Genomic DNA, 22,485 nt, shown 5'->3' with positions numbered 1-22,485 from the left:
TATCCGGCCTACAAACAGATGATTAAGCGACTTTTTTTGCGCCGACATCTCGCTGCGCAATAAAATCTTTAACTGAAACAATCCGGTTCAGTTCTTCTTGCGCCCGCATGTCATTTTCAACTTCCCACAGGTCAACCGCCGCCTGTAGGTTACGCCAGAAATCAACGGAGGTATCGAACGCTTTTGCCAAACGAAACGCCATATCCGTTGTTAATTTGCGATTATTGTTGACCAGTGCGCTCACTGTATTGCGGTGAACATGCAGAATTTCAGCCAGATCGTTGATTTTCAGATCAAGCGGTTCCAGGTATTCATATTGCAGGATATCACCCACAGTCGTTGGTTTTCTGGATGCCTGTTTCATATCGTTACCTTACGTTTTCTCTAATAGATGTGTGGATCTAAGTACACATCTTCGGCCTTACCATTAATCCATTTAAATATTAATCGGTACTGCTTGTTTACTCTGATTGAAGAATATTCCTGTAATTTTCCGGTTAACTCTTCATATCTGTTACCGGGTGGCGAGCGCAAATCCCGATGCGAAACAGCCGCATTAATGATATCCAGCTTTCTGGCTAATGCAGTGTGAATATCCGCAGGTATTTTTCTGTGCGATGTCGCCCGTTCAAAAAAATCTTCAAGCCATGTATCCCGAAAATTTCTGATATTTAATGATTTAGACATTCCATTGCCAGCACCTTTTCCATAAGCATAGAGAGATTGTAGTGCATACATGCACTGTGCTCAAGTGCATTCATTAACATAAAATGGTGAGCCGTTGGGCGAGCAGGTAAATCCCTGCCAGAAAGATAAAATACCCATAAATTTAATCGTTACCGCTAACGATCGTAATCCTCTTCCATTCTGCGCTCTTCGTCTTCTAACTGACGCCGTTCTTGATCGAGCTGGCGCTGACGGTCATCCAGTTGGCGACGTCGATCTTCAAACTGGCGGCGGCGATTGTCATATTGCCTGCGCCGGTCGTCACTCATCTGGCGCAGCCAGCTTTCATCACGGGAGTCATCATAATCCCGCCCGTTGTCCGGTTTGTATGCGTCGTTAATCGCCTGCTGAATATTACCAATGGCGTCATCGATAATATCCGCCTGTGCCGATACGGTGGTCAGCATTAGCAAACTAAAAAGAAGGAATGTCGCGGAGCGTTGCATAAAACCAGCCTCATCAAGAAACTCGCCCCACGGTAATCAAAGCGTATTTACGCGGGTAGCGGAGGAATCTCAATTACGCGAATGCCGCAGCGCCTGCGCCAGCTCTCCCCGAGTAAAAGGCTTACGCAATAGCGCCACATCCGGCAACGCCGGGTTATGCGCCGGACGTAAATCCTGACCGCTTATCAGCAGGATGGACAACTGCGGATAATGTGCCTGAGCATGGTTAACCACATCCACGCCGCTTAAACCACCTGGCAGCATTAAGTCGCTGATAAAAATATCAATCTCGGATGAAGCCGCCAGCATATGCATCGCCTGTTCCCCGTTTGCGGCCTCTAACGTCAGGTAGCCCAGCAGGTGTAATTGCTCGCACAACGTCTGGCGTACATCGTCCTCATCCTCGAGCACCAGTACCAGTTTTTCACCGCTGTTCGCCGCATGTACCGCCACCGGTTCTGCCTGAGCCTGCACCGGCACAACGGCGCGAGGCAGTTGTAGCCTGACCGTCGTTCCCTGCCCGGGAGCGCTTTCAATCTCCACCCGACCACCGGACTGGCGCACAAAACCGTAAACCATCGACAGCCCCAGTCCGCTGCCGCTACCGGTCTGTTTGGTGGTGAAAAACGGCTCGAAGACCTGGGCTTTCACCTCCTGTGACATCCCGCTTCCCTGGTCGGCAACCTCCAGCATCACCATATCCTGCTTGCGCCCATCGCTGCGCGTGACCCGCTGATTCCAGGTACGGATTTTAATCGTGCCCGCCTGCCCGTCCATGGCGTCACGGGCGTTCATCACCAGATTGATAATGGCGTTTTCCAGTTGGCTGACGTCAATCCACGCGGGCCAGGCGGGAGACTGGGCTTCAATCTCCAGCGTCAACGTGGCCGGAAGAGAGTGGCGCATCAGTTCGCCCAGATTTTCCAGCAGCGTTTTCAGCTCCACCGCATGAGGGTGCAACGACTGTTTGCGCGAAAAGGCCAGCAGTCGCTGGGTAAGCAACGCCCCACGCTCGGCGGCTTTTAGCGCCCGATTTACCCGTGGCGCATCGGGCGACTCCGGATTCACCAGATCCAGACTGCCAATAATAACCGCCAGCAGGTTATTGAAATCATGTGCTAATCCACCCGTCAGTTGCCCCACCGCCTTAAGCTTTTGGCTGTGCAACAGCGCTTCTTCCAGCCCCTGACGTTCGGTGCGATCGATTTCCATCTGGCTGGTTTTTTCTTTGAGCAGTCGGGTGGTGTGCTCCAGCGACGCCGTATTCCGGGCAAAGACGCTAAAGGCGCGGGCCAGCTCGCCCAGCTCATCGCGACGCTGCAGGGCCGGGACGCTGACGTCTGATTCACCGTGCGCCAGCCGGGTCATCGCCCGTGAAATGGCCGTCAGGTTGGAACCGAGATTACGGTAGATATACCACCCAGCAAAACCGGTGATCACCACCGCCAGCAGCGCAAACACTAAAATAAACAACGCGCCGGATTGCAGTTCCTGATGGCTTTGCGCCACCCGTTGCTCTGAGATCAGCGCCACCTGCGAGGCATACTGATTGATATCGCTGTTGAGGATCGCCACCAGCGCTTTGATATGAAACATATACCAGTTGATGGCCAAATCGCTCTGCTCCAGCGCGGAAGAGAGCGGCTCCAGCTTATGCAGCTCCTGGTTGAAGTCGTTGAGGATACCGCTAATCAGCGGACTAGCATGGCGCAAGGGAAGCGCAGGCATCGCCGCATCCAGTTGTTTCACCACCGAACGCGGCGTGGGCGTGTCGATGGCGGCAACAATTAAGCGGTCCATCTGCCCCAGCAGCGCATCATCCTGCGCGCCGGTCAACTTTTGCAGATGACGTAAATAGCTTTGATTTTGATACAGCGAACTGAGCAACGCGTTACGCTCCAGGTGTCGCCGCTGCCCGCGCTGCAACATCCCTTCTACGCTGCTTTGTAGTTCATTACTGCGCTGGATAATACGCTCGACCAGCACCGGCTCTTGTTGTGCCAGCGGCGCGGTAGCCAGTTGTTCCAGCGACTGCTTCAGCGCCCTTTGCGTCTCCTGCAGCCGCTCCGCTTCCCCTTTGTATTCCAGCGCCCCGACCACCTGCGACAACCGCACTGCCGCCGTCGCCACGTTCGCCGTATCCCGCGCCAGGTTCATGCTGCCGGTCATGTCGTCAACGGTTTGCTGCTGCACCTGCTCCTGAATCTGACTGGCATGCTGAAAACCCAGCACCGCCACGCCGCTCACCATCAGCGTGACAGCCACCACCAGCAGATTGAAGAACAGCAATCGTCCGCGCGCACTGGCGAGAAAGTGACGTCCCGGTTGCGGCATATCACGCTCCGTGAAGAAAAATCGCAATATGACAAATATGAACGGCTTCTGACATTTTGCATTTACATTCCTGTGATGGACTGCTGATATCGGCCACCCCACAGGAGATCCGCCATGAGCAGGACACCGGTTCTGGAGATGCGCAACATTGCTAAAGCGTTTGGCAAATTTTACGCGCTGAAAGGGGTCGATTTAACGGTCTGGCCGGGCGAGATTCATGCCCTGATGGGCGAGAATGGCGCGGGGAAGAGCACCCTGATGAAGATCCTCGCAGGCGCCTATACCGCCACCAGCGGTGAGATCCTGATTGACGGTCAGCCGTTTCACATTCGCGGTCCCAAAGATGCACTTAGCGCAGGCATCACGCTGATTTATCAGGAGATGCAGCTCGCGCCGAACCTGACGGTAGCGGAAAATATCTTTCTTGGCAGCGAGCTGTCGCGCGGCGGGCTGGTCCAGCGTAAAGAGATGGTCATGCAGTCGCAGAAAGTCATCGACCGACTCGGCGCCCAGTTTAAGGCCAGCGACCGTGTGATGACGTTGACCATCGCCGAACAGCAGCAGGTGGAAATTGCCCGCGCCCTGCACCGTAACAGCCGCATTCTGGTAATGGATGAACCCACCGCCGCCCTCTCCTCACGTGAAACTCACCGCCTGTTTGAACTGATCATGCGCCTGCGCGATGAGGGGATGGCGATTATCTACATCAGCCACCGCATGGCGGAAGTGTACGAACTCTCGGACCGCGTCAGCGTCCTGCGCGATGGGCAATATGTTGGCAGCCTGACCCGCGACAAGCTCAACGCCTCGGAGCTGGTGCGCATGATGGTGGGCCGTCCGTTGAGCGATCTGTTCAACAAAGAGCGCGATATTCCCTTAGGTAAAGCACGCCTCAATGTTCATCACCTGACCGACGGCCATAAAGTCCAGCCGTGCAGCTTGCTGGTGCGCTCCGGGGAGATCGTCGGCCTGGCCGGGCTAGTCGGTGCCGGGCGTTCTGAACTGGCTCAGCTTATTTTTGGCGTGCGTAAAGCCATCGGCGGCATGATTGAAGTAGACGGTGAACCGGTAGTGATCCACTCCCCGCGCGAGGCGATTGACCACGGCATTGGCTTTCTGACGGAAAACCGCAAAGAACAGGGATTATTTTTAGAGCTGGCAGCGGCAGAAAACATCACCATGGCAACGCTGGAGCGTGACGCCAACTGGGGCATGCTCGATCGCAAAAAGGCGCAGGCTATTTCCGATGACGCCATCAAGCTGCTCAACATCCGTGTGCCGCACGCACAGGTACGCGCGGGTGGGCTGTCCGGCGGAAATCAGCAAAAACTGCTGATTTCACGCTGGGTCGCGATCGGCCCACGTATTTTGATCCTCGATGAACCCACGCGCGGCGTGGACGTCGGTGCCAAAAGCGAGATCTACCGGATCATGAACGATATGGCGCGCAAAGGCGTAGCGATCCTGATGATCTCCAGCGAGCTGCCGGAAGTCGTCGGTATGAGCGATCGCGTGTACGTCATGCGGGAAGGCAGTATTGCCGGCGAGCTGAACGGACAAAGCATTACCCAGGAAAATATTATGACGCTGGCAACCGGCGTGAACGACTCCCACCATCAGGCGGTGCCCCATGAATAATCCAACCACTCCCCAGCAGGTGGCAAAATCCGCCTCCGCAAAAAAAATGCTGATGAGCGATCTGATGCAAACGGTCGGCATCTTACCGATTCTCATCCTGATTGTGGCGGTATTTGGCTTTATCGCGCCTAACTTTTTTACCGAAAGTAACCTGCTGAATATTACCCGTCAGGCCTCAATCAACATCGTGCTGGCGGCTGGCATGACCTTCATTATTTTGACCGGTGGGATCGACCTCTCGGTTGGCTCGATTCTCGGTACCACCGCTGTCGCAGCCATGGTCGTTTCTCTTATTCCTGAGCTTGCCATGCTGTCGATTCCGGCGGCGCTGATGCTCGGTCTGGTGCTGGGGCTGTTTAACGGCGCGCTGGTCGCTTTTGCCGGACTACCGCCGTTTATCGTCACGCTTGGAACCTATACGGCGCTGCGCGGTGCGGCCTATCTGCTGGCCGACGGTACAACGGTGATTAACTCCAATATCAGCTTTGAGTGGATCGGTAACAACTATCTCGGCCCGGTTCCGTGGCTGGTGGTCATTGCGCTGGCGGTGGTGGTGGTGTGCTGGTTCATTCTGCGCCGCACCACGCTCGGCGTTCATATCTACGCGGTCGGCGGCAATATGCAGGCCGCACGTTTAACCGGGATCAAAGTGTGGCTGGTGCTGCTGTTCGTCTACGGCATGAGCGGTTTGCTCTCAGGTCTTGGCGGGGTGATGAGCGCCTCGCGGCTGTATAGCGCCAACGGCAACTTAGGTATGGGTTACGAGCTGGACGCCATCGCGGCGGTGATCCTCGGCGGCACCAGCTTTGTTGGCGGGATCGGCACCATCACCGGCACGCTGGTGGGGGCGTTGATAATCGCCACGCTCAATAACGGCATGACGCTGATGGGCGTCTCCTATTTCTGGCAACTGGTGATCAAAGGGGCGGTGATCATCATAGCGGTGCTGATCGACAAATACCGTACCCGACACCATCAAAGTGCATAGACAAGCTTACTGGCCTACTCATTCGTAGGCCTGATAAGCGCAGCGCCATCAGGCGTATAACAACAATACCCTACGTGAGGAAACGAGTATGCGTTTGAAGCCATTAGTAACCGCGCTCTGTGCTGGCGCCCTGCTTGCTGCAGCTCCGTTTGTGCAGGCAAAAGAACTGAAATCGATCGGCGTTACGGTAGGCGATCTGGCCAACCCGTTCTTCGTGCAGATCACCAAAGGCGCGGAGCTGGAAGCACGCAAGCTGGCAGGTGATAGCGTTAAAGTAACGCTGGTTTCCAGCGGTTACGATTTGGGGCAACAGGTGTCGCAGATCGACAACTTTATTGCCGCAAAAGTCGACATGATTATCCTTAACGCCGCCGACTCTAAAGGCATCGGCCCGGCGGTAAAACGCGCGAAAGACGCCGGGATTGTGGTGGTTGCCGTTGACGTGGCGGCGGAAGGCGCAGACGCGACCATTACCTCCGATAACACCCAGGCAGGTGAAATGGCCTGTAAATACATTACCGACCGCCTGAAAGGCAAAGGCAACGTCGTCATCATCAACGGGCCGCCGGTTTCCGCCGTCCAGAACCGCGTGGAAGGCTGCCAGACTGAGTTCAAACGCCACCCGGACATCAAGGTGCTGTCGCATAACCAAAACGCCAAAGGCAGTCGCGAAGGCGGGCTGGAGATCATGACCGCGCTGCTGGCGGCGAATCCGAAGATCGACGGCGTATTCGCCATTAACGATCCGACGGCGATCGGTGCCGATCTGGCGGCAAAACAGGCGCAGCGTAGCGAATTCTTTATTGTCGGCGTAGATGGATCCCCGGACGGTGAAGAAGCGCTGAAGCGCGAAAACTCACTATTTGTGGCGACTCCGGCACAAGATCCGCAGGTGATGGCTGCCAAAGCGGTCGAAATCGGCTATGACATATTGCAGGGGAAACCCGCCCCGAAAGAACCCGTGCTAATCCCGGTGACGATGATCGATAAAAACAACGTCGGCAGTTATAAGGGTTGGACGGTTAAATAGCCCGCCACAACAACGCCGGATGGCGGCGAAAATGCCCTATCCGGCCTACAAGATCGCTATGAATTTGTAGGCCGGATAAGCGCGGCCCATCCGGCATTATATTAAGGAGGATTCAGCCGATGAAACGCTCCGCAATAAACGAGATCCTTGGCCACACGCGCCAGTTTTTCTCTCAGCACGACGTGCATCTCCCCCCTTTTGCCAGCTTCCCCCCGACCCAATGGCGCAAGCTTGATGCCACAGCCTGGAGCGAAGTGTTCGACCTTAAGCTCGGTTGGGATGTCACCGCATTTGGCGGCAACAATTTCGCCGCGCAAGGGTTAACGCTGTTCACTCTGCGTAATGGCTCGCCGAAAGGAATGCCTTACGAGAAATGCTACGCCGAGAAAATCATGCATGTTCGCGATGCGCAGGTCACGCCGATGCATTTTCACTGGCGCAAACGCGAAGACATTATCAATCGCGGCGGCGGCAATTTAATTGTGGAACTGTGGAATGCGGGGATCCGGGAACAAACGGAAGAGACCGACGTCAGCGTAGTGATTGATGGCTGTCGGCAAACCCATGCAGCGGGCAGTCAGTTACGCCTGACGCCGGGTGAAAGCATCTGCCTGCCGCCGGGCCTGTATCACAGCTTCTGGGCAGAAGAAGGTTTTGGCGACGTGCTGGTCGGCGAGGTTTCTTCTGTTAATGACGACGACCACGATAACCACTTTTTGCAACCGATCGCCCGCTATAACGACATTGAAGAAGACGAGCCGGCGCAGCTGGTGCTGTGTAACGAATATCGCCTGTTCCGCTAACCAAGGAGCGCATTATGCCGTTGATATCTCTCGCTGATGGTCTTGCACATGCCCGTGAGCATCACTATGCCTTAGGGGCATTTAATGTTCTGGATTCACACTTCCTGCGCGCGCTGTTTGCCGCAGCTAAACAGGAACGTTCGCCGTTTATCATCAACATCGCCGAGGTGCATTTTAAATATATCTCGCTGGATTCTCTGGTCGAAGCGGTCAAATTCGAAGCCGCCAGGCATGACATTCCGGTGGTGCTGAACCTTGACCACGGCCTGCACTTTGAGTCAGTGGTGCGGGCGCTACGCTTAGGTTTCAGTTCAGTGATGTTCGATGGTTCCACGCTGGAGTATGAAGAAAATATCCGCCAGACCCGCGAAGTGGTGAAAATGTGCCATGCCGTCGGCGTGTCGGTGGAAGCCGAACTGGGTGCGGTGGGCGGTGATGAGGGCGGCGCGCTGTACGGTCATGCCGACGAGTCGCTGTTTACCGACCCAATGATGGCGCGTGATTTCGTCGACAGAACCGGGATTGACGCGCTGGCGGTCGCCATTGGCAATGCCCACGGCAAATACAAAGGCGAACCGCTGCTCGACTTCCCGCGTCTGGACGCCATTCGCCAGCAGGCGGCAATCCCGCTGGTACTGCACGGCGGCTCCGGTATCAGCGACGACGATTTCAAGCGCGCGATTGAACTCGGCATTCACAAAATCAACTTCTATACCGGCATGTCGCAGGCGGCGCTGTCGGCGGTAGAAACACGGATGGCGAATCGCCAGCCGCTGTACGACGAATTCGCCGAACTGCTGCTCGGCATTGAAGAGGCCATTACCGATACCGTTTCGGAACAGATGCGCATTTTTGGCAGCGCGGGACGGGTCTGATGGAACGCAAAGGCGTTATCGCCGCAGGCAACATGCTGGTCGATCACGTGCATCAAATTGTGCAGTGGCCGGAACGTGGCTGGCTGGCGGAAATCACCCGTAGCGAACGCGCCACGGGCGGTGCGCCGCTTAATGTGCTGCTGACGCTGGCAAAAATGCACACTGGGCTGCCGTTGCAGGCGGTGGGGTTAATCGGTCAGGACAGCGACGGCGACTACATCATGGCGATGCTGGAGCAGTATCACGTTAATCGCCAACACGTGCAGCGCACCACATTCGCCCCCACGTCGATGTCGCAGGTGATGACCGATCCCAGCGGTCAGCGCACCTTTTTCCACTCGCCCGGGGCCAATCGGCTACTCGATCTGCCTGCGTTTGAGCAACTGGATACCTCGATGAAAATCTTCCATCTGGGATATCTGCTGCTGCTCGACAGTCTGGACATGCCGGATGAGGAGTTCGGGACGCGTAGCGCACGGCTGCTGGCGCAAATGCGCGACAACGGCTTTGAAACGTCGCTGGATCTGGTCTCACGTAAGGGCGACCCGCGCTATCAACCGCTGGTGATGCCAGCCCTGCGCCATCTCGACTATCTGGTGATTAACGAGCTGGAAGCCGGGGAGTTCAGCGGGCTGGAGATCCGCCAGCCCAACGGCGAACTGCATATTGCGCACATCGCCACCGCCGCACGCGAATTATTGGATGCAGGTGTACGCCAGCGGGTGGTGATCCACTGTCCGGAAGGTGCCTGGGGTGAAGCGCCGGATCTACCGGGCGTCTGGATCCCGTCGCAGTACCTGGCGCAGGAGGAGATCGTTGGCAGCGTCGGAGCGGGAGATGCGTTTTGCGCTGGATTTTTGTATGGCTGTCATGAGCGCTGGTCGCTGACGGACAGCGTCAGGTTGGCACACGCCTGTGCGCGGGCAAGCTTGCTGTGCGCGAATGCGATAGATGGCGCGAAGACGCTGGCAGAGTTGAAAGCAGAAATGGCTGACGCCTGATGCGCTACGCTTATCAGGCCTACGGGGTCGTTATCGTTTTTGTAGGCCGGATAAGGCGTTTACGCCGCATCCGGCAACTGCACACGATCACGCCGCCTTATCGTGATGTTGCACGTCGGCGGCAAACACATAACCCAGCCCGCGCAGGGTTTTGATCAACATTGGCTGGTGCGGATTGTTCTCTATTTTTCGCCGCAGCCGCATGATTAACACGTCAATAGTGCGGTCAAACACCTCAACGCTGTCGCTGCGCGTCAGCTCCAGCAGCTGTTCCCGGCTCAGCACCCGGCGGGCATTTTGGGCCAGCGCCAACAGCAGGCTGTATTCCCCTTGCGTCAACTCCACCTTCAACTGCTGGGGATTATGTAACTGGCAACCGGCGGTATCCAGATGCCAGCCATTGAAAGAAAGCCCCGTGGTCTGTGGGCTGCCGCTTTCTGCCGTTAACACGCCAACGCGTCTGAGCACCGCCTTTACCCGCGCCACCAGCACCCGCGCATTGAACGGCTTACCGATATAGTCGTCAGCCCCCATTTCCAACCCAACAACTACATCCGACTCGCTGCCAAGCCCGGTCAGCATCACCACCGGTAATCCGGGCCTCAACTTCTGCACCTGTTGTAGCACCATCAGGCCGTTAGTATCGGGCAACATCATATCCAGTAATACCAGAGCGATATACGGCTGAGTCTCAATGCAGCGCAGCGCCTCCTGCCCGGTGTGACAGGCGGTCACCGTAAAGACGTGTTCGCTCAGCACATCCTGTAAAAGCGTGCAGACAGCGATGTCATCATCCACAACCAGTATGGCTGGCTTCATTGTTTTTCCCCATTTCTGGCCAACTTAAATGAGTGTGATTGATTCTGCACAGAGTGACAGCGATAAGGCACAAGGATGTGCGGGAAACATAACCTCGGTCACACTGCCGGGGCGTCACGTATTGGAGATTCGTCACGTCAAATATGACGACAGCCTGTTTTTCGTCAGGGTTTTGCGCAAAATTCGCCCGTAATATCGACTAATGCCCCTGATAAAAACATGGCATAAAAGATGCATAACAAAAACGACAAGCGCGTATGCGCGATTTGATTAACTGGAGCGAGACCGATGAAAAAAGTCGTCACGGTTTGCCCATATTGCGCATCAGGTTGCAAAATCAACCTGGTGGTCGATAACGGCAAAATCGTCCGGGCTGAAGCGGCGCAGGGGAAAACCAACCAGGGTACCCTGTGTCTGAAGGGCTACTATGGCTGGGATTTTATCAATGATACCCAGATCCTTACCCCTCGTCTGAAAACCCCTATGATCCGTCGCCAGCGTGGCGGCAAACTGGAATCTGTTTCCTGGGATGAAGCGCTGAATTACGTCGCCGATCGCCTGAGCGCCATCAAAGCGAAGTACGGCCCGGACGCTATTCAGACGACCGGTTCATCTCGCGGTACAGGTAACGAAACCAACTATGTAATGCAAAAATTCGCGCGCGCCGTTATTGGTACCAATAACGTTGACTGCTGCGCTCGCGTCTGACACGGCCCATCGGTTGCAGGTCTGCACCAATCGGTCGGTAACGGCGCAATGAGTAATGCTATCAATGAAATTGATAACACGGATTTAGTGTTCATCTTCGGGTATAACCCTGCGGATTCCCACCCGATCGTGGCGAATCACGTGATTAATGCTAAACGTAACGGGGCGAAAATCATCGTCTGCGATCCGCGCAAAATTGAAACCGCGCGTATTGCCGACATGCACATCGCATTGAAAAACGGCTCGAACATCGCGCTGCTCAACGCCATGGGGCATGTCATCATCGAAGAAAAACTGTACGACCAGGCGTTCGTCGCCTCCCGTACGGAAGGATTCGAAGAGTACAGCAAGATCGTCGAAGGCTACACGCCGGAGTCCGTCGAAGATATCACTGGCGTTAGCGCGCAGGATATTCGTCAGGCTGCACGTATGTATGCCACGGCGAAAAGCGCGGCCATCCTGTGGGGCATGGGTGTTACCCAGTTCTATCAGGGCGTGGAAACCGTGCGTTCACTGACTAGCCTCGCAATGCTGACCGGCAACCTCGGTAAGCCGAGCGTGGGCGTTAACCCGGTTCGTGGGCAGAACAACGTTCAGGGCGCATGTGACATGGGCGCGCTGCCGGATACCTATCCGGGCTATCAGTATGTGAAAGATCCGGCTAACCGCGAGAAGTTCGCTAAAGCCTGGGGCGTGGAAAGTCTGCCTGCTCATACCGGTTATCGCATCAGCGAACTGCCGCACCGTGCAGCGCATGGCGAAGTCCGCGCGGCGTACATCATGGGTGAAGATCCATTACAAACCGATGCTGAACTCTCCGCAGTGCGCAAAGGCTTTGAGGATCTGGAACTGGTTATCGTGCAGGATATCTTCATGACCAAAACTGCCGCTGCCGCAGACGTTATTTTACCGTCTACGTCATGGGGTGAGCATGAAGGCGTTTTCTCCGCAGCTGACCGTGGCTTCCAGCGCTTCTTTAAAGCCGTTGAGCCGAAGTGGGATCTGAAAACGGACTGGCAGATTATCAGTGAAATCGCCACCCGTATGGGCTATCCGATGCACTACAACAACACCCAGGAAATCTGGGACGAGTTGCGTCATCTGTGCCCGGATTTCTACGGTGCCACTTACGAGAAAATGGGCGAACTGGGTTATATCCAGTGGCCTTGCCGCGACACCTCAGAAGCCGACCAGGGTACGTCTTATCTCTTCAAAGAGAAGTTCGACACCCCGAACGGCCTGGCGCAGTTCTTCACCTGCGACTGGGTAGCGCCAATCGACAAACTCACTGAGGAGTACCCGATGGTACTGTCTACAGTGCGTGAAGTCGGCCACTACTCTTGCCGTTCGATGACCGGTAACTGTGCGGCGTTGGCCGCGCTGGCGGATGAACCGGGCTATGCCCAGATCAACACCGCCGACGCAGAACGCCTGGGCATCCAGGATGAAGAGCTGGTGTGGGTGAACTCGCGTAAAGGCCGGGTCATTACCCGTGCGGCAGTCAGCGATCGTCCAAACAAAGGCGCGATTTACATGACCTACCAGTGGTGGATTGGCGCATGTAATGAACTGGTAACCGAGAACTTAAGTCCGATTACCAAAACGCCGGAGTACAAGTACTGTGCTGTAAACGTTGAACGCATTGCCGATCAGCGCGCTGCCGAGCAGTATGTCATTGATGAGTACACCAAGCTGAAAGCCAGCCTGCGCGAAAGCGCGATGGGTTAAGCTTCCCCTGACGGCCTCCATTCGGAGGCCGTTTTTTTATGCATATAATCTCTCTATACTGTTCATTCCCTACACTAAATCTAAATATAAGATGAAACGACTTTTCGCCTTGATGGTGTTAATGACATGCTTTGTCCATGCCGAAGAGCCCGGTAGTCAGTTTTTGCAAGCCGCCGAGTCCGGAGACCGACGTGCACAATATTTCCTCGCTGATACCTGGTTTAGCTCAGGCGATTTGGGTAAAGCGGAATATTGGGCGCAAAAAGCCGCCGACAATGGTGATGCCGATGCTTACGCATTGCTGGCACAGATTAAGATTACCAATCCGGTCAGTCTGGATTACCCCCAGGCCAAAACGCTGGCGGAAAAAGCGACCCAGGCAGGCAGTAAAACCGGGGAAATTACGCTGGCGCGTATTCTGGTCAATACTCAGGCTGGACACACCGATTACCCCAAAGCCATTACCTTGCTGCAAAACGCCTCCGAGGACCTGGAAAACGACTCCGCCGTCGACGCGCAAATGCTGCTTGGGCTGATTTACGCCAACGGCGTGGGTATTCCCGCAGACGATGAGAAAGCGACGTGGTATTTCAAACGTAGCTCTGCCATTTCCCGCACCGGCTATTCCGAATACTGGGCCGGGATGATGTTCTTAAACGGTGAGCAGGGTTTTATCGTGAAGAATAAACAGAAGGCACTGCACTGGCTGAATCTGAGCTGTACGGAAGGATTCGATACCGGCTGCGAAGAGTTTGATAAGTTAACCAACGGGTAGTCGTTGTAGGCCTGATAAGCGTAGCGCCATCAGGCAACCCGGAGCAGGTTGCCGGATGGCGGCGTTGCCTTATCCGGCCTACAAGGCGGTCTTATCAAACTTACCTAATACTTCGCGCTCATAGGCCAGCGCTTTTTTGCGGTCAAATTTGTGTTCCCACTTGGAGATAACCAGCACCGCCAGTGCGTTACCCACCACGTTCAGCGCGGTACGCGCCATGTCGAGGATACGGTCAACACCGGCAATAAACGCCAGGCCTTCCAGCGGGATCCCCACGCTGCCCAGCGTTGCCAGCAGCACCACGAATGATACGCCCGGCACGCCCGCAATCCCTTTCGAGGTCACCATCAACGTCAACACCAGCACGATTTCCTGCCACAGCGACAGGTCGATACCATACAGCTGCGCAATAAAGATCGCGGCAATACTCTGGTACAGCGTTGAACCATCAAGGTTGAATGAGTAGCCGGTCGGCACCACAAAGCTGGTGATTGAAGCCGGTGCGCCATAGGCTTCCATCTTCTCGATAATACGCGGCAGTACGCTCTCGGAGCTGGCGGTAGAGTAAGCCAGAATCAACTCGTCTTTCAGAATGCGGATCAGGATCCAAATGCTCAAACCGCAGATACGCGCGACAATCCCCAGCACCACCAGCGCGAAGAACAGGATGGCAAAGTGCACCAACAGCACCAGCTTCGCCAGCGGCCACAGGGAGGCAAAACCGAAGTTTGCGACGGTAACGGCAATCAGCGCGAAAACGCCGACTGGCGCATAACGCATAACCATGTGGGTCACTTTAAACATGGTTTCGGAAATAGAGCGGAACACGGTAACCAGCGGCTCGCGGTGAGTGGCTGGCAGGGAAGACAAACCTAAACCGAACAGCACCGCGAAGAAGATAATCGGCAGCATATCGCCTTTTGCCATCGAGGCGACGATATTGGTCGGCACCAGTGACAAAATTGTCCCCATCAAACCATGCGCGTGGCTCTGTACTTCTGCAGTCGTGCTTTGATATTTCGAAATATCCACGGTCGCCAGTTGCGACATATCAATCCCGGAACCCGGCTGGAACACATTAGCCAGCGTGATCCCAAGGATAATCGCCACGGTGGTGATCACTTCGAAATAGAGAATAGTTTTGGCGCCAATGCGGCCCAGCTGTTTTGCATCACCGACTCCGGCGATACCGACAACCAGCGTAGAGATGACAATGGGCACAACGATCATTTTGATCAGATGGATAAAGATATCGCCCGCCGGTGACAGCAGGTTTACAACCAGCCATTCACGGCTGTCACTATGGTAATGCAGGTAACTCCCTAGCAGAATGCCCAGCACCATGGCGATTAGAATCTGCCATGCCAGGCTGACTTTCAAATTTTTCATAACAACGGACTTCCTCGATGGAGCGCTATTCCACATGCGGTGTGTGGGAATAGTACATACTGAAAGGGTATGAATTGTGTTGCGTTCGTTTATGGAGTTTTTTAACGCTTATTATCATTATCATCTGCATGGCATTCCGCGCAACCCTCTAAGAACAGGGCTTTTGGCTGATTTTATGCATAAAAATGCAATTTTATCGCGGTATTGATGAATAACTTTTTGTTATAAAAGAATTTTAATATGTTCAAAAATGAAGAAGTCATGGTGTGAGTTTTTTTCGCCAATTTGTTCGTTTGCCTGTTTTTTAAACAGGCCAAATGATACAAATCACAAAAAAAACAAATTTATTTTTGCCGATTCTGCAATAACTTCGCCATATTAATAGAGTCAACGAGCTGTGCCCGGTTCACCCTAGGCGAGTTTAAATCCATAACCTTTTGCCACACTGAAATAGCCTGGGCGTAGTCTGCCTGCATAAACGCATCTGAGGCTAACAGCATCAGCGCTGTGACCTCTGCCGGATCCAGCGCCAGAGCCTTATCAATCATCTCGCGAGTGGGTGGCGTCATATGTTGTCCGGCCTGGTAATACAATACCGTTGCCATCGCTGAATAGATCTCAGCATTTTCACCGCCGACACGCAGCGCCTGCTCGTAGGCCAGCAGCGCATTATGATACGCGTTTTGCCAAAGATAGTACTCCCCGAGTTGCGCCCATTTCACGCCGTTCTGGGGATTAGCGCGAATCTGCGATTGCAGCAAAAGCAACTGTTTTTCCTGAACATTCTCATCGGAGAAAGCATGTAAAGGGTCCGCCAGCCGCGTCTGCTCCTGACGAACCGCCTGCCATTTTGGCGTCAACAAGTAGCCTCCAATGCAGGCCACAACCATCAGCACCGCCGCAGCGGTCAGCCGCTTCACAGGCATTGGGCGTAACAGCGGTTCGGACTGGTTCATTGTTCACCTGCCTCCGTATGCTGACGTCTTCTCACTCGCCAGACCACCACCCCTACCAGCAATAACAACAGGCACGGTAACGCCCACAGCAGCAGCGTTTGCTCATTCAGCGGCGGATTATAACGAACGAAGTCACCATAACGCTCGGTCATCCATGTCGTGATCTCGGCTTCGCTTTTCCCTTCCGCTACCATGCTATAAACCTGATGGCGCATACTGACCGCTACCGGCGCATTGGATTCCAGCAAGTTTTGGTTTTGACACTGCGGGCAGCGAAGCTGGCTGGCAATGGACAGCGCTTGTTCCTGCTGTTGCGGATTTTCAAAGCGCCAGGTATCCACAACCTGGGCATGGGTGGTAAAAGGTAGAAAAATCAGTAAAGCCACAAGTAACATCGTTTTGCCGGATGGCGGCGTGAACGCCTTATCCGGCCTACCATGCTTTTCACTCGTAGGCCTGATAAGCGCAGCGCCATCAGGCAATAACTCTGGATGCTTCCTTCCTCGCCACGCGCACAGCAGCGCGCCAAAGACCATTAATAGTCCCCCACCCCAAATCCAGCGCACGCCGGTCTGCACGTACAAACGCATGGCATAGCGGTCAGGTCCGGTTTTTTCACCCATTACCGCGTACCAGTCATGCATCAGATTCCAGCGGATCCCCGGCTCCATCATCTGTTGACGGCGCGCGGCATAGAAGCGCCTTTCAGGTTGCAGGCTGCCAATACGTTTCTCATTGTGCCACAGCGTGATCTGCGCTTTTTCACTGGTGTAGTTACCTTTGGCTTCCAGGTCGAGGCGCTCAAAACGGAAAATGTAACCCGCCAGTTCAACCTGCTGCCCAGGGCTCAGGTTCAGGCTTATCTCCTGACGGCTACCGCTGGAAAAGACGATCCCCGCCGCAAACACCAGCACCCCGGCATGCGCCAGCAGTGCCGGAAGCTGGATGCGGAAAGACACGTTGCGGCTTCTGACCGTTGCCAGCACGATAACCAGCAGCATCAGCAGGCCAAAGGGCAGCGTAGCGCGGTTAAAGTACGGTGCGCCTACGGAGAGCCGTCCCCAGCCGAACAGCCCGTAAATCATCGGGTAGAGCGTGCCAATCAACACAATCAGCAGCACCGCACTAAAGAGCAGCAGCGCAACCAGAATCAGCATCTCGCGTGACCAACCGCCAAAACGCGCATTCTGCCGGACTTGCTGGCCCCGCCAAGCGTACAGCCCGAGCGACGCCAGACTCAACACGGTAAACAGCACAAACAGGGGCGCGGCGCGGACGTTATCCAACGCGAAAGCATGTACCGAAACGAGAATACCGGAACGTACAATCAGCGTCCCAAGCAGCGATAAAATCAGCGTGACGATCGCCAGTAGCAGCGACCAGTGGCGGAAGATTCCGCGCTGGCGCGTGATATACAGGCTATGCAGCAGCGCGCTGGCGGAAAGCCAGGGTAATAAGGAAGCATTTTCAACCGGGTCCCAGAACCACCAGCCGCCCCAGCCCAGTTCGCAGTAGGCCCACCAGGAGCCGAGGATAATCCCCAGCGTCAGCGCGCACCAGCCGGGCAGCGCCCAGCGCCAGCACACCCAGGCGCTCTGCGCATTAAAGTCACCACGTAGCAGCGAGGCCAGCGCCACGCCTGCCGCCACCATCAAACCACCGTAACCCAGGTACAGCAGAGGTGGATGGAGGATTAACCCGAGATGTTGCAGCATCGGGTTAAGGTCGCGCCCTTCAATGGCTGGCGGGAAGATGCGCACGAACGGATCGGACCATAGCACCACAAACAGCAACAGCAGGGCCGTTATCATTGAAAGGACGCTGAGCGTCAGCGGAAACAGCGCGTCGGTATCACGCCGATAGCGTAAAGCGAACAGCGCGCTCCAGCCGGAAAGAAACAGCACCCACAGCAGCAGCGATCCTTCATGACCGCCCCACACCGCCGCCAGTTTTAATCCCCACGGCAGCAGGCTGTAGCTGTGCTGAGCAACGTAGACCACCGAAAAGTCGCTGGTCAAAAAGCAGAATACCAGAATGGCAAAAGCCAGCAGTAGCAGGGTAAATTGCGCCCACACGCCCACCGTTGCAAGCCGCATCACCCCTTGCCAGCGCTGGCGGACACCCACCAGCACGGCAAGCGGGGTCAACACGTTGACCCCAAGGCTTAATAACAGCGCCAGAAAACCGGCTTCAGGAAGGAGAACGTCCAGATATCACCTTACGCAACGGTTAGCTGACCCGCATAGAGTATAAAAAAACGCAGCAGCAGTACGCCGGTCAGGCTGGCGCCGCACACTGCCAGCACGCCATGAAACGTCGAACTGCGGTTGGCCCAGGGTTTTAGCAGCATCGGCAGTATCAGCCCAAGCCCAGCCACGCCAAGCCAGAACCACCAGGTCCAGAATCCGCCGCCCAATGCCGCCGCCAGCGCGCGCATTTTGCCGTCATCGCCCAGCGCCAGACCGACGAAGAACGCCGCCAGCAGGAAGATCTCCAGCCATACCACCGGGACTTCCATGCGATGCACAAAGTGCGCTTCGGTGCTGTGCGGGTTGCTACGATGGCGTAACGCCATGGCGATCAGCGCCACCGCGGCGCCGGAGGAGATCCCAGAGAACAGGAACAGCACCGGCAGGATCGGGTTATTCAGGAACGGGTAAGATTTCAGCGCCGACAGCAGAAAACCGGTGTACGCCCCGAGCAGGACCGCCAGCACCAGCATTAACGTCTCAAGCGCACGATGGAACGGCCCTATCAACGTCAATACTTTCTGCACGATACCTAACCGCGGCAGCCAGCGCTGTTGCAGAGCAATCACCTCTTTTTCAAAGATTTTTGCCAGCCACAGCACTAACACCACCATGTACAACTGGAACAACATGACCCCCATCGACATCACCGAAGTGAAGCTGTAGTGGAACATCAGTTTCCAGAAGGTCCATGGACGCGTCAGGTGGAACACCAGAATCAACAGACCGAGGATAATCGCCCCCGGCCCTAACACCAGCGTAGTGCGCAGCAGCGTGCTGTCCGAACCGCCCGCCTCCGGATGGAAGCGACGCAGCAGAATCGCCAGCGTGACCAGTCCGGCAGAGATACCTATCAGGAACAGATAGATGGCAATGGGCCAGTCCCACACCAGTGATTCAAAATGAAATGCAGAAGCGGATGTCATTGGCTCACCTCCCCAAATTTAAAGGGAACGCGGTAGACCTTCGGTTTTGTACCCAACGCCAGCTTGTAACGGTAGGTCGTTTTCTGCTGCAACAAACGGGAGATATCGCTGTTGGGATCGTCCAGATTACCAAACGTCAGCGCCTTCGTCGGACATGACTCAACGCAGGCGGGCTGTTTGCCCGCTTTCAGGTTGGTTTTCCGGCAGAAATCGCATTTATCCGCCGTTTTGCTCACCGGATGGATAAAGCGCACGCGATAAGGACACGCGGCAATGCAGTACTGGCAGCCAACGCAAAGGTCCGGGTTCACATCCACAATGCCGCTGGCGGCATCACGATACGATGCCCCCGTCGGGCAGACGTCAACGCAGGGAGCGTGGTCGCAGTGCTGGCACGAGTGACGGAAGAAGCGATACTTCACATCAGGAAACGTTCCTTGCGGCTCACTGCGAATAATCGTCAGACGCGATACGCCTTCCGGCACGTTGTTGACTTCGCGACAAGCATCCATACAGGCCGTACAGCCGATGCATAATGACTCATCATGTACCATACCGTAACGCACGCCGTTGATGTTCAGCGTCTTCGCCACAACGCGCCCCGCCGTCCCGCTCACTGCCACCAGCGCGCCGACGCCGGTGATAAACTGGCGACGAGAGCAACTCATGGATGCTCCTTAAGCAACGGAATCGACGCCGGGTTAAAGTTCGGATTGTTACGCTGATCGCTATGGCAATCGACGCAAATCTTGATCCGTCCTTTATCGCTCAGCGTTTGCATCGTGTCTTGCTTCGGATGCAGTGAGTGACAGCTGGCACACGCCACTTTGGTTACGTGGACATCGTGCGGCCAGAACGCTTTTTGCAGCTGCTCAGGCAGGTGACAGGACATACAGACGCTGTTCTGCTGCTCCACGTTGTACATCGGCTCATTAAAGCGCATCACATCTTTCACCCCTTCACGGTGGTTCGGTGACGGCTGGCCGTGACAGTTGGTGCAGGTGACCGGCAGTTTGTTATTCGGGTTGATGACTTCCGCATGCTTACCATGCATGCCTTCGGTATCCGGCTTGTGACAGTCCAGACAGGCGGCATCCGGATTACGCTGTTGGGTAACCGTCCAGCGTTGATCCGACTCCTGCGGCGTTGGCGTGGCAGTGATTCCACTCAGGCTCCATAACAAGCCTGACGCCAGCACCCCAGCAGTTAATAACGAACGTAATACGCTCATATTCACTCCGTTGAGTTATCCGCCCCTTGCGGGGCGGAATGGGGTTATTGGCTTAACAGACCGTTTTTACGTGCCTGATCTTCCCACTGTGGAATCACCGTTTTGATGAAGTCCTGCTTCTCAGCATTGATTTGCTGCATGTTCAGACCAATCGCCGCCTGGGCTTTCTCTTTGGTCGAGATATCCGGCAACGGAATTTCATGCGTGATACCTTTGGTCGCCAGCAGACGGACCAGTTTGGTACGCGCGTCGGCGGCTTTATCCATTGCGCTACCCAGCATCCGCAGACCTTCTTCCGGGGCGTGCATATGAATACCGTGTGAGGCGATAGACAGGTCCCAGCGCCATTGTGCGTGACGGATATCTTCCAGAATCGGCTTCATTTCCGCTTCAGTCGCGCCCGCATCCCATGCGGCTTTCGCTTCGAAGTGCGCACGAACCAGCTGATCTTCAACTTTGATTTTCAGGTCATGAATGGCCTGTTTACGCTCGGCGACCACTTTTTGCAGGGACGCTTTGTCCTGGGTGTGGCAGTTCGCGCAGGTCTGAGGGAAGTTGTCGAACGGGTTACCAATCTTATGGTCGGTATAGATCTTGCCTTCCGCGTTTTGCACTTTCGGCATGTGACAGTCGATACAGGTCACGTTGTTCTTGCCGTGAATGCCCGCGCTCCAGGTTTCATACTCCGGGTGCTGCGCTTTCAGCATCGGCGTTTTAGACAGGGAGTTGGTCCAGTCAGAGAAAGCAATGTTGTCGTAGTATTTCTCCATGTTCTCGACTTTCATGCCGTCGTCCCACGGGAACTTAACGGCTTTGTTTTTACCGTCGAAGTAGTATTCCACGTGGCACTGGCCGCAGACCATGGATTGCTGGTCAAAGCGACCGGCTTTCTCAAACGGTTTACCGATGGCTTCCATCGCGCGTTCTGCATAAGGACGCGACAGGGTCAGTTCTGGCTTGCCTTTGGCGAAGTCTGGTGACGCGGTATTATGGCAATCCGCACAACCGAGGTTGTTAACAATTTCCGGACCGCCGCGCGCCCATTTACCGTGGAAGTAGCCATCTTCACCGTCTTTCTGGATAAGACGCGCTACGTCCGGGCTTTTACAGCTCCAGCAGGCCATCGGCAACGGACCATCTTCTGCCGTTTTTGGTGCGCCGGTACGTAAGGTTTCACGGACATCGGTCACGGCATACGCGTGTCCCCGCGGTTTGTTGTAATCGCGCGAGAATGGGTATCCCGCCCACAGGATCACCAGACGCGGATCTTCTGCCAGTGCATCTTCACGGGCTGATTGCTCAGACGTGGCTTTCCAGGAGAGATATTGATCGGGATGCTGAGGTGCGAAGGTTTCATTCTTCGCTTCAACGGTGACGGTTTTTGCAGGTACAGAAGTTTGTTCAGCGTGAACAGCAGAAATAAATAATAAAGGTAATAACAGGCTGAAGAAACGGCGTACGCGTGATTTTATCCTTGCCATAGGGGTCTCATCCAGATGACGCCATTATCTGCAATGGCGGTTCTTTTATTGTTTTCCACAACAGCAACCACACGAATACTGTCATGACATTGCTCCACCCTATTTGTAACAAGAAACCACACTGAAAATGTTGTTTTTAATCAATTGTAAGTGTATGTAAAATACCACTTTAGAGTTATAACACCCCTCTAATCTCTCACTCTTTTGTCTAATTCAGAGACAGATCACCTTTTCAACAATCCTTTAGATAACTGCATGTTATCGCGAGATTTAATCAATTTTTGCTAGTTCCCTTCAAAATTCAGTTTGTCGCTAATTTGCACAATTCGTTTATTGCGTGATCTGCCGCGCAAATACTAAACAAAACTCTCAAAGCCCCTAC

General features: G+C 54.9%; 20 protein-coding genes. 8 read left to right on the top strand and 12 right to left on the bottom strand.

Features of this window, described 5'->3' with window-relative positions; translation table 11 throughout:
• Positions 1–22 precede the first annotated feature (22 nt).
• From OGY68_RS10935 to OGY68_RS10920, 4 genes are all read right to left on the bottom strand, one after another.
• On the bottom strand, positions 23–364 hold the full coding sequence (locus OGY68_RS10935) for a HigA family addiction module antitoxin (protein ID WP_008786950.1): 342 nt from the start codon (positions 362–364) through the stop codon (positions 23–25).
• 20 nt (positions 365–384) lie between these two features.
• A complete protein-coding gene (locus OGY68_RS10930) occupies positions 385–687 on the bottom strand; it encodes a type II toxin-antitoxin system RelE/ParE family toxin (RefSeq protein ID WP_032942116.1) in 303 nt (100 codons plus the stop codon).
• 155 nt (positions 688–842) lie between these two features.
• Positions 843–1,172, bottom strand: a complete 330-nt coding sequence (yjdP, locus tag OGY68_RS10925; RefSeq protein ID WP_057068385.1) for a DDRRRQL repeat protein YjdP — start codon at positions 1,170–1,172, stop codon at positions 843–845.
• 69 nt (positions 1,173–1,241) lie between these two features.
• A complete protein-coding gene (locus OGY68_RS10920) occupies positions 1,242–3,506 on the bottom strand; it encodes a hybrid sensor histidine kinase/response regulator (protein ID WP_057068382.1) in 2,265 nt (754 codons plus the stop codon).
• 114 nt (positions 3,507–3,620) lie between these two features.
• Between OGY68_RS10920 and OGY68_RS10915 the strand changes: the two genes are divergently transcribed.
• The 6 genes from OGY68_RS10915 (at position 3,621) to OGY68_RS10890 (ending at position 9,841) form a co-directional block, all read left to right on the top strand.
• Positions 3,621–5,144 carry a sugar ABC transporter ATP-binding protein gene (locus tag OGY68_RS10915; protein WP_003844755.1) on the top strand — a complete coding sequence of 508 codons (1,524 nt, stop codon included), beginning with the start codon at positions 3,621–3,623 and terminating at the stop codon, positions 5,142–5,144.
• Positions 5,137–6,132, top strand: coding sequence for an ABC transporter permease subunit (locus tag OGY68_RS10910; RefSeq protein WP_008786947.1), 996 nt, complete (start codon positions 5,137–5,139; stop codon positions 6,130–6,132). Before OGY68_RS10915 ends, OGY68_RS10910 begins: the two co-directional genes overlap by 8 nt.
• A gap of 88 nt (positions 6,133–6,220) precedes the next feature.
• Entirely contained in the window at positions 6,221–7,162 is a 942-nt protein-coding gene (locus OGY68_RS10905; RefSeq protein ID WP_003826688.1) for an ABC transporter substrate-binding protein, read from the top strand.
• A 119-nt stretch (positions 7,163–7,281) separates the two neighbouring features.
• Entirely contained in the window at positions 7,282–7,965 is a 684-nt protein-coding gene (locus tag OGY68_RS10900; protein ID WP_008786945.1) for a D-lyxose/D-mannose isomerase, read from the top strand.
• A 14-nt stretch (positions 7,966–7,979) separates the two neighbouring features.
• Positions 7,980–8,840 (top strand): ketose 1,6-bisphosphate aldolase, encoded by an 861-nt coding sequence (locus tag OGY68_RS10895; protein ID WP_008786944.1) that lies wholly within the window; start codon positions 7,980–7,982, stop codon positions 8,838–8,840.
• A complete protein-coding gene (locus OGY68_RS10890; RefSeq protein WP_100247236.1) occupies positions 8,837–9,841 on the top strand; it encodes a carbohydrate kinase family protein in 1,005 nt (334 codons plus the stop codon). Before OGY68_RS10895 ends, OGY68_RS10890 begins: the two co-directional genes overlap by 4 nt.
• Before the next feature lie 87 nt (positions 9,842–9,928).
• On the opposite strand, the gene OGY68_RS10885 is transcribed toward OGY68_RS10890, so the two are convergent.
• A complete protein-coding gene (locus OGY68_RS10885) occupies positions 9,929–10,660 on the bottom strand; it encodes a response regulator (RefSeq protein ID WP_057068926.1) in 732 nt (243 codons plus the stop codon).
• A 288-nt stretch (positions 10,661–10,948) separates the two neighbouring features.
• Between OGY68_RS10885 and fdhF the strand changes: the two genes are divergently transcribed.
• The gene (gene fdhF / locus OGY68_RS10880; RefSeq protein WP_081305660.1) at positions 10,949–13,096 is read left to right on the top strand and encodes a formate dehydrogenase subunit alpha; all 2,148 of its coding nucleotides are present in this window, start codon (positions 10,949–10,951) and stop codon (positions 13,094–13,096) included.
• A gap of 91 nt (positions 13,097–13,187) precedes the next feature.
• Positions 13,188–13,871 carry a Sel1 family TPR-like repeat protein YjcO gene (gene yjcO, locus OGY68_RS10875; protein WP_057068924.1) on the top strand — a complete coding sequence of 228 codons (684 nt, stop codon included), beginning with the start codon at positions 13,188–13,190 and terminating at the stop codon, positions 13,869–13,871.
• Between the two features lie 78 nt (positions 13,872–13,949).
• On the opposite strand, the gene gltP is transcribed toward yjcO, so the two are convergent.
• The 7 genes from gltP to nrfA form a co-directional block, all read right to left on the bottom strand.
• Complete coding sequence (gene gltP, locus OGY68_RS10870) at positions 13,950–15,260, bottom strand: glutamate/aspartate:proton symporter GltP (protein ID WP_057068922.1); 1,311 nt, start codon at positions 15,258–15,260, stop codon at positions 13,950–13,952.
• 344 nt (positions 15,261–15,604) lie between these two features.
• Positions 15,605–16,216 carry a heme lyase NrfEFG subunit NrfG gene (nrfG, locus tag OGY68_RS10865; protein WP_057068918.1) on the bottom strand — a complete coding sequence of 204 codons (612 nt, stop codon included), beginning with the start codon at positions 16,214–16,216 and terminating at the stop codon, positions 15,605–15,607.
• The gene (nrfF, locus tag OGY68_RS10860; protein ID WP_057068916.1) at positions 16,213–18,426 is read right to left on the bottom strand and encodes a heme lyase NrfEFG subunit NrfF; all 2,214 of its coding nucleotides are present in this window, start codon (positions 18,424–18,426) and stop codon (positions 16,213–16,215) included. Before nrfF ends, nrfG begins: the two co-directional genes overlap by 4 nt.
• 8 nt (positions 18,427–18,434) lie before the next feature.
• Positions 18,435–19,391, bottom strand: coding sequence for a cytochrome c nitrite reductase subunit NrfD (gene nrfD / locus OGY68_RS10855; RefSeq protein WP_003826653.1), 957 nt, complete (start codon positions 19,389–19,391; stop codon positions 18,435–18,437).
• Positions 19,388–20,059, bottom strand: a complete 672-nt coding sequence (nrfC, locus tag OGY68_RS10850; protein ID WP_003031761.1) for a cytochrome c nitrite reductase Fe-S protein — start codon at positions 20,057–20,059, stop codon at positions 19,388–19,390. The genes nrfD and nrfC overlap by 4 nt, the downstream gene beginning before the upstream one ends.
• Positions 20,056–20,622, bottom strand: coding sequence for a cytochrome c nitrite reductase pentaheme subunit (gene nrfB, locus OGY68_RS10845; protein WP_003826649.1), 567 nt, complete (start codon positions 20,620–20,622; stop codon positions 20,056–20,058). Before nrfB ends, nrfC begins: the two co-directional genes overlap by 4 nt.
• Positions 20,623–20,666: 44 nt before the next feature.
• Complete coding sequence (gene nrfA, locus OGY68_RS10840) at positions 20,667–22,103, bottom strand: ammonia-forming nitrite reductase cytochrome c552 subunit (RefSeq protein WP_003826647.1); 1,437 nt, start codon at positions 22,101–22,103, stop codon at positions 20,667–20,669.
• Between the last annotated feature and the right edge of the window lie 382 nt (positions 22,104–22,485).

The organism is Citrobacter sp. Cpo065, from assembly GCF_030332805.1.
GTDB lineage: Bacteria > Pseudomonadota > Gammaproteobacteria > Enterobacterales > Enterobacteriaceae > Citrobacter > Citrobacter portucalensis.
This window is presented reverse-complemented; position numbering and strand designations above follow the sequence as displayed.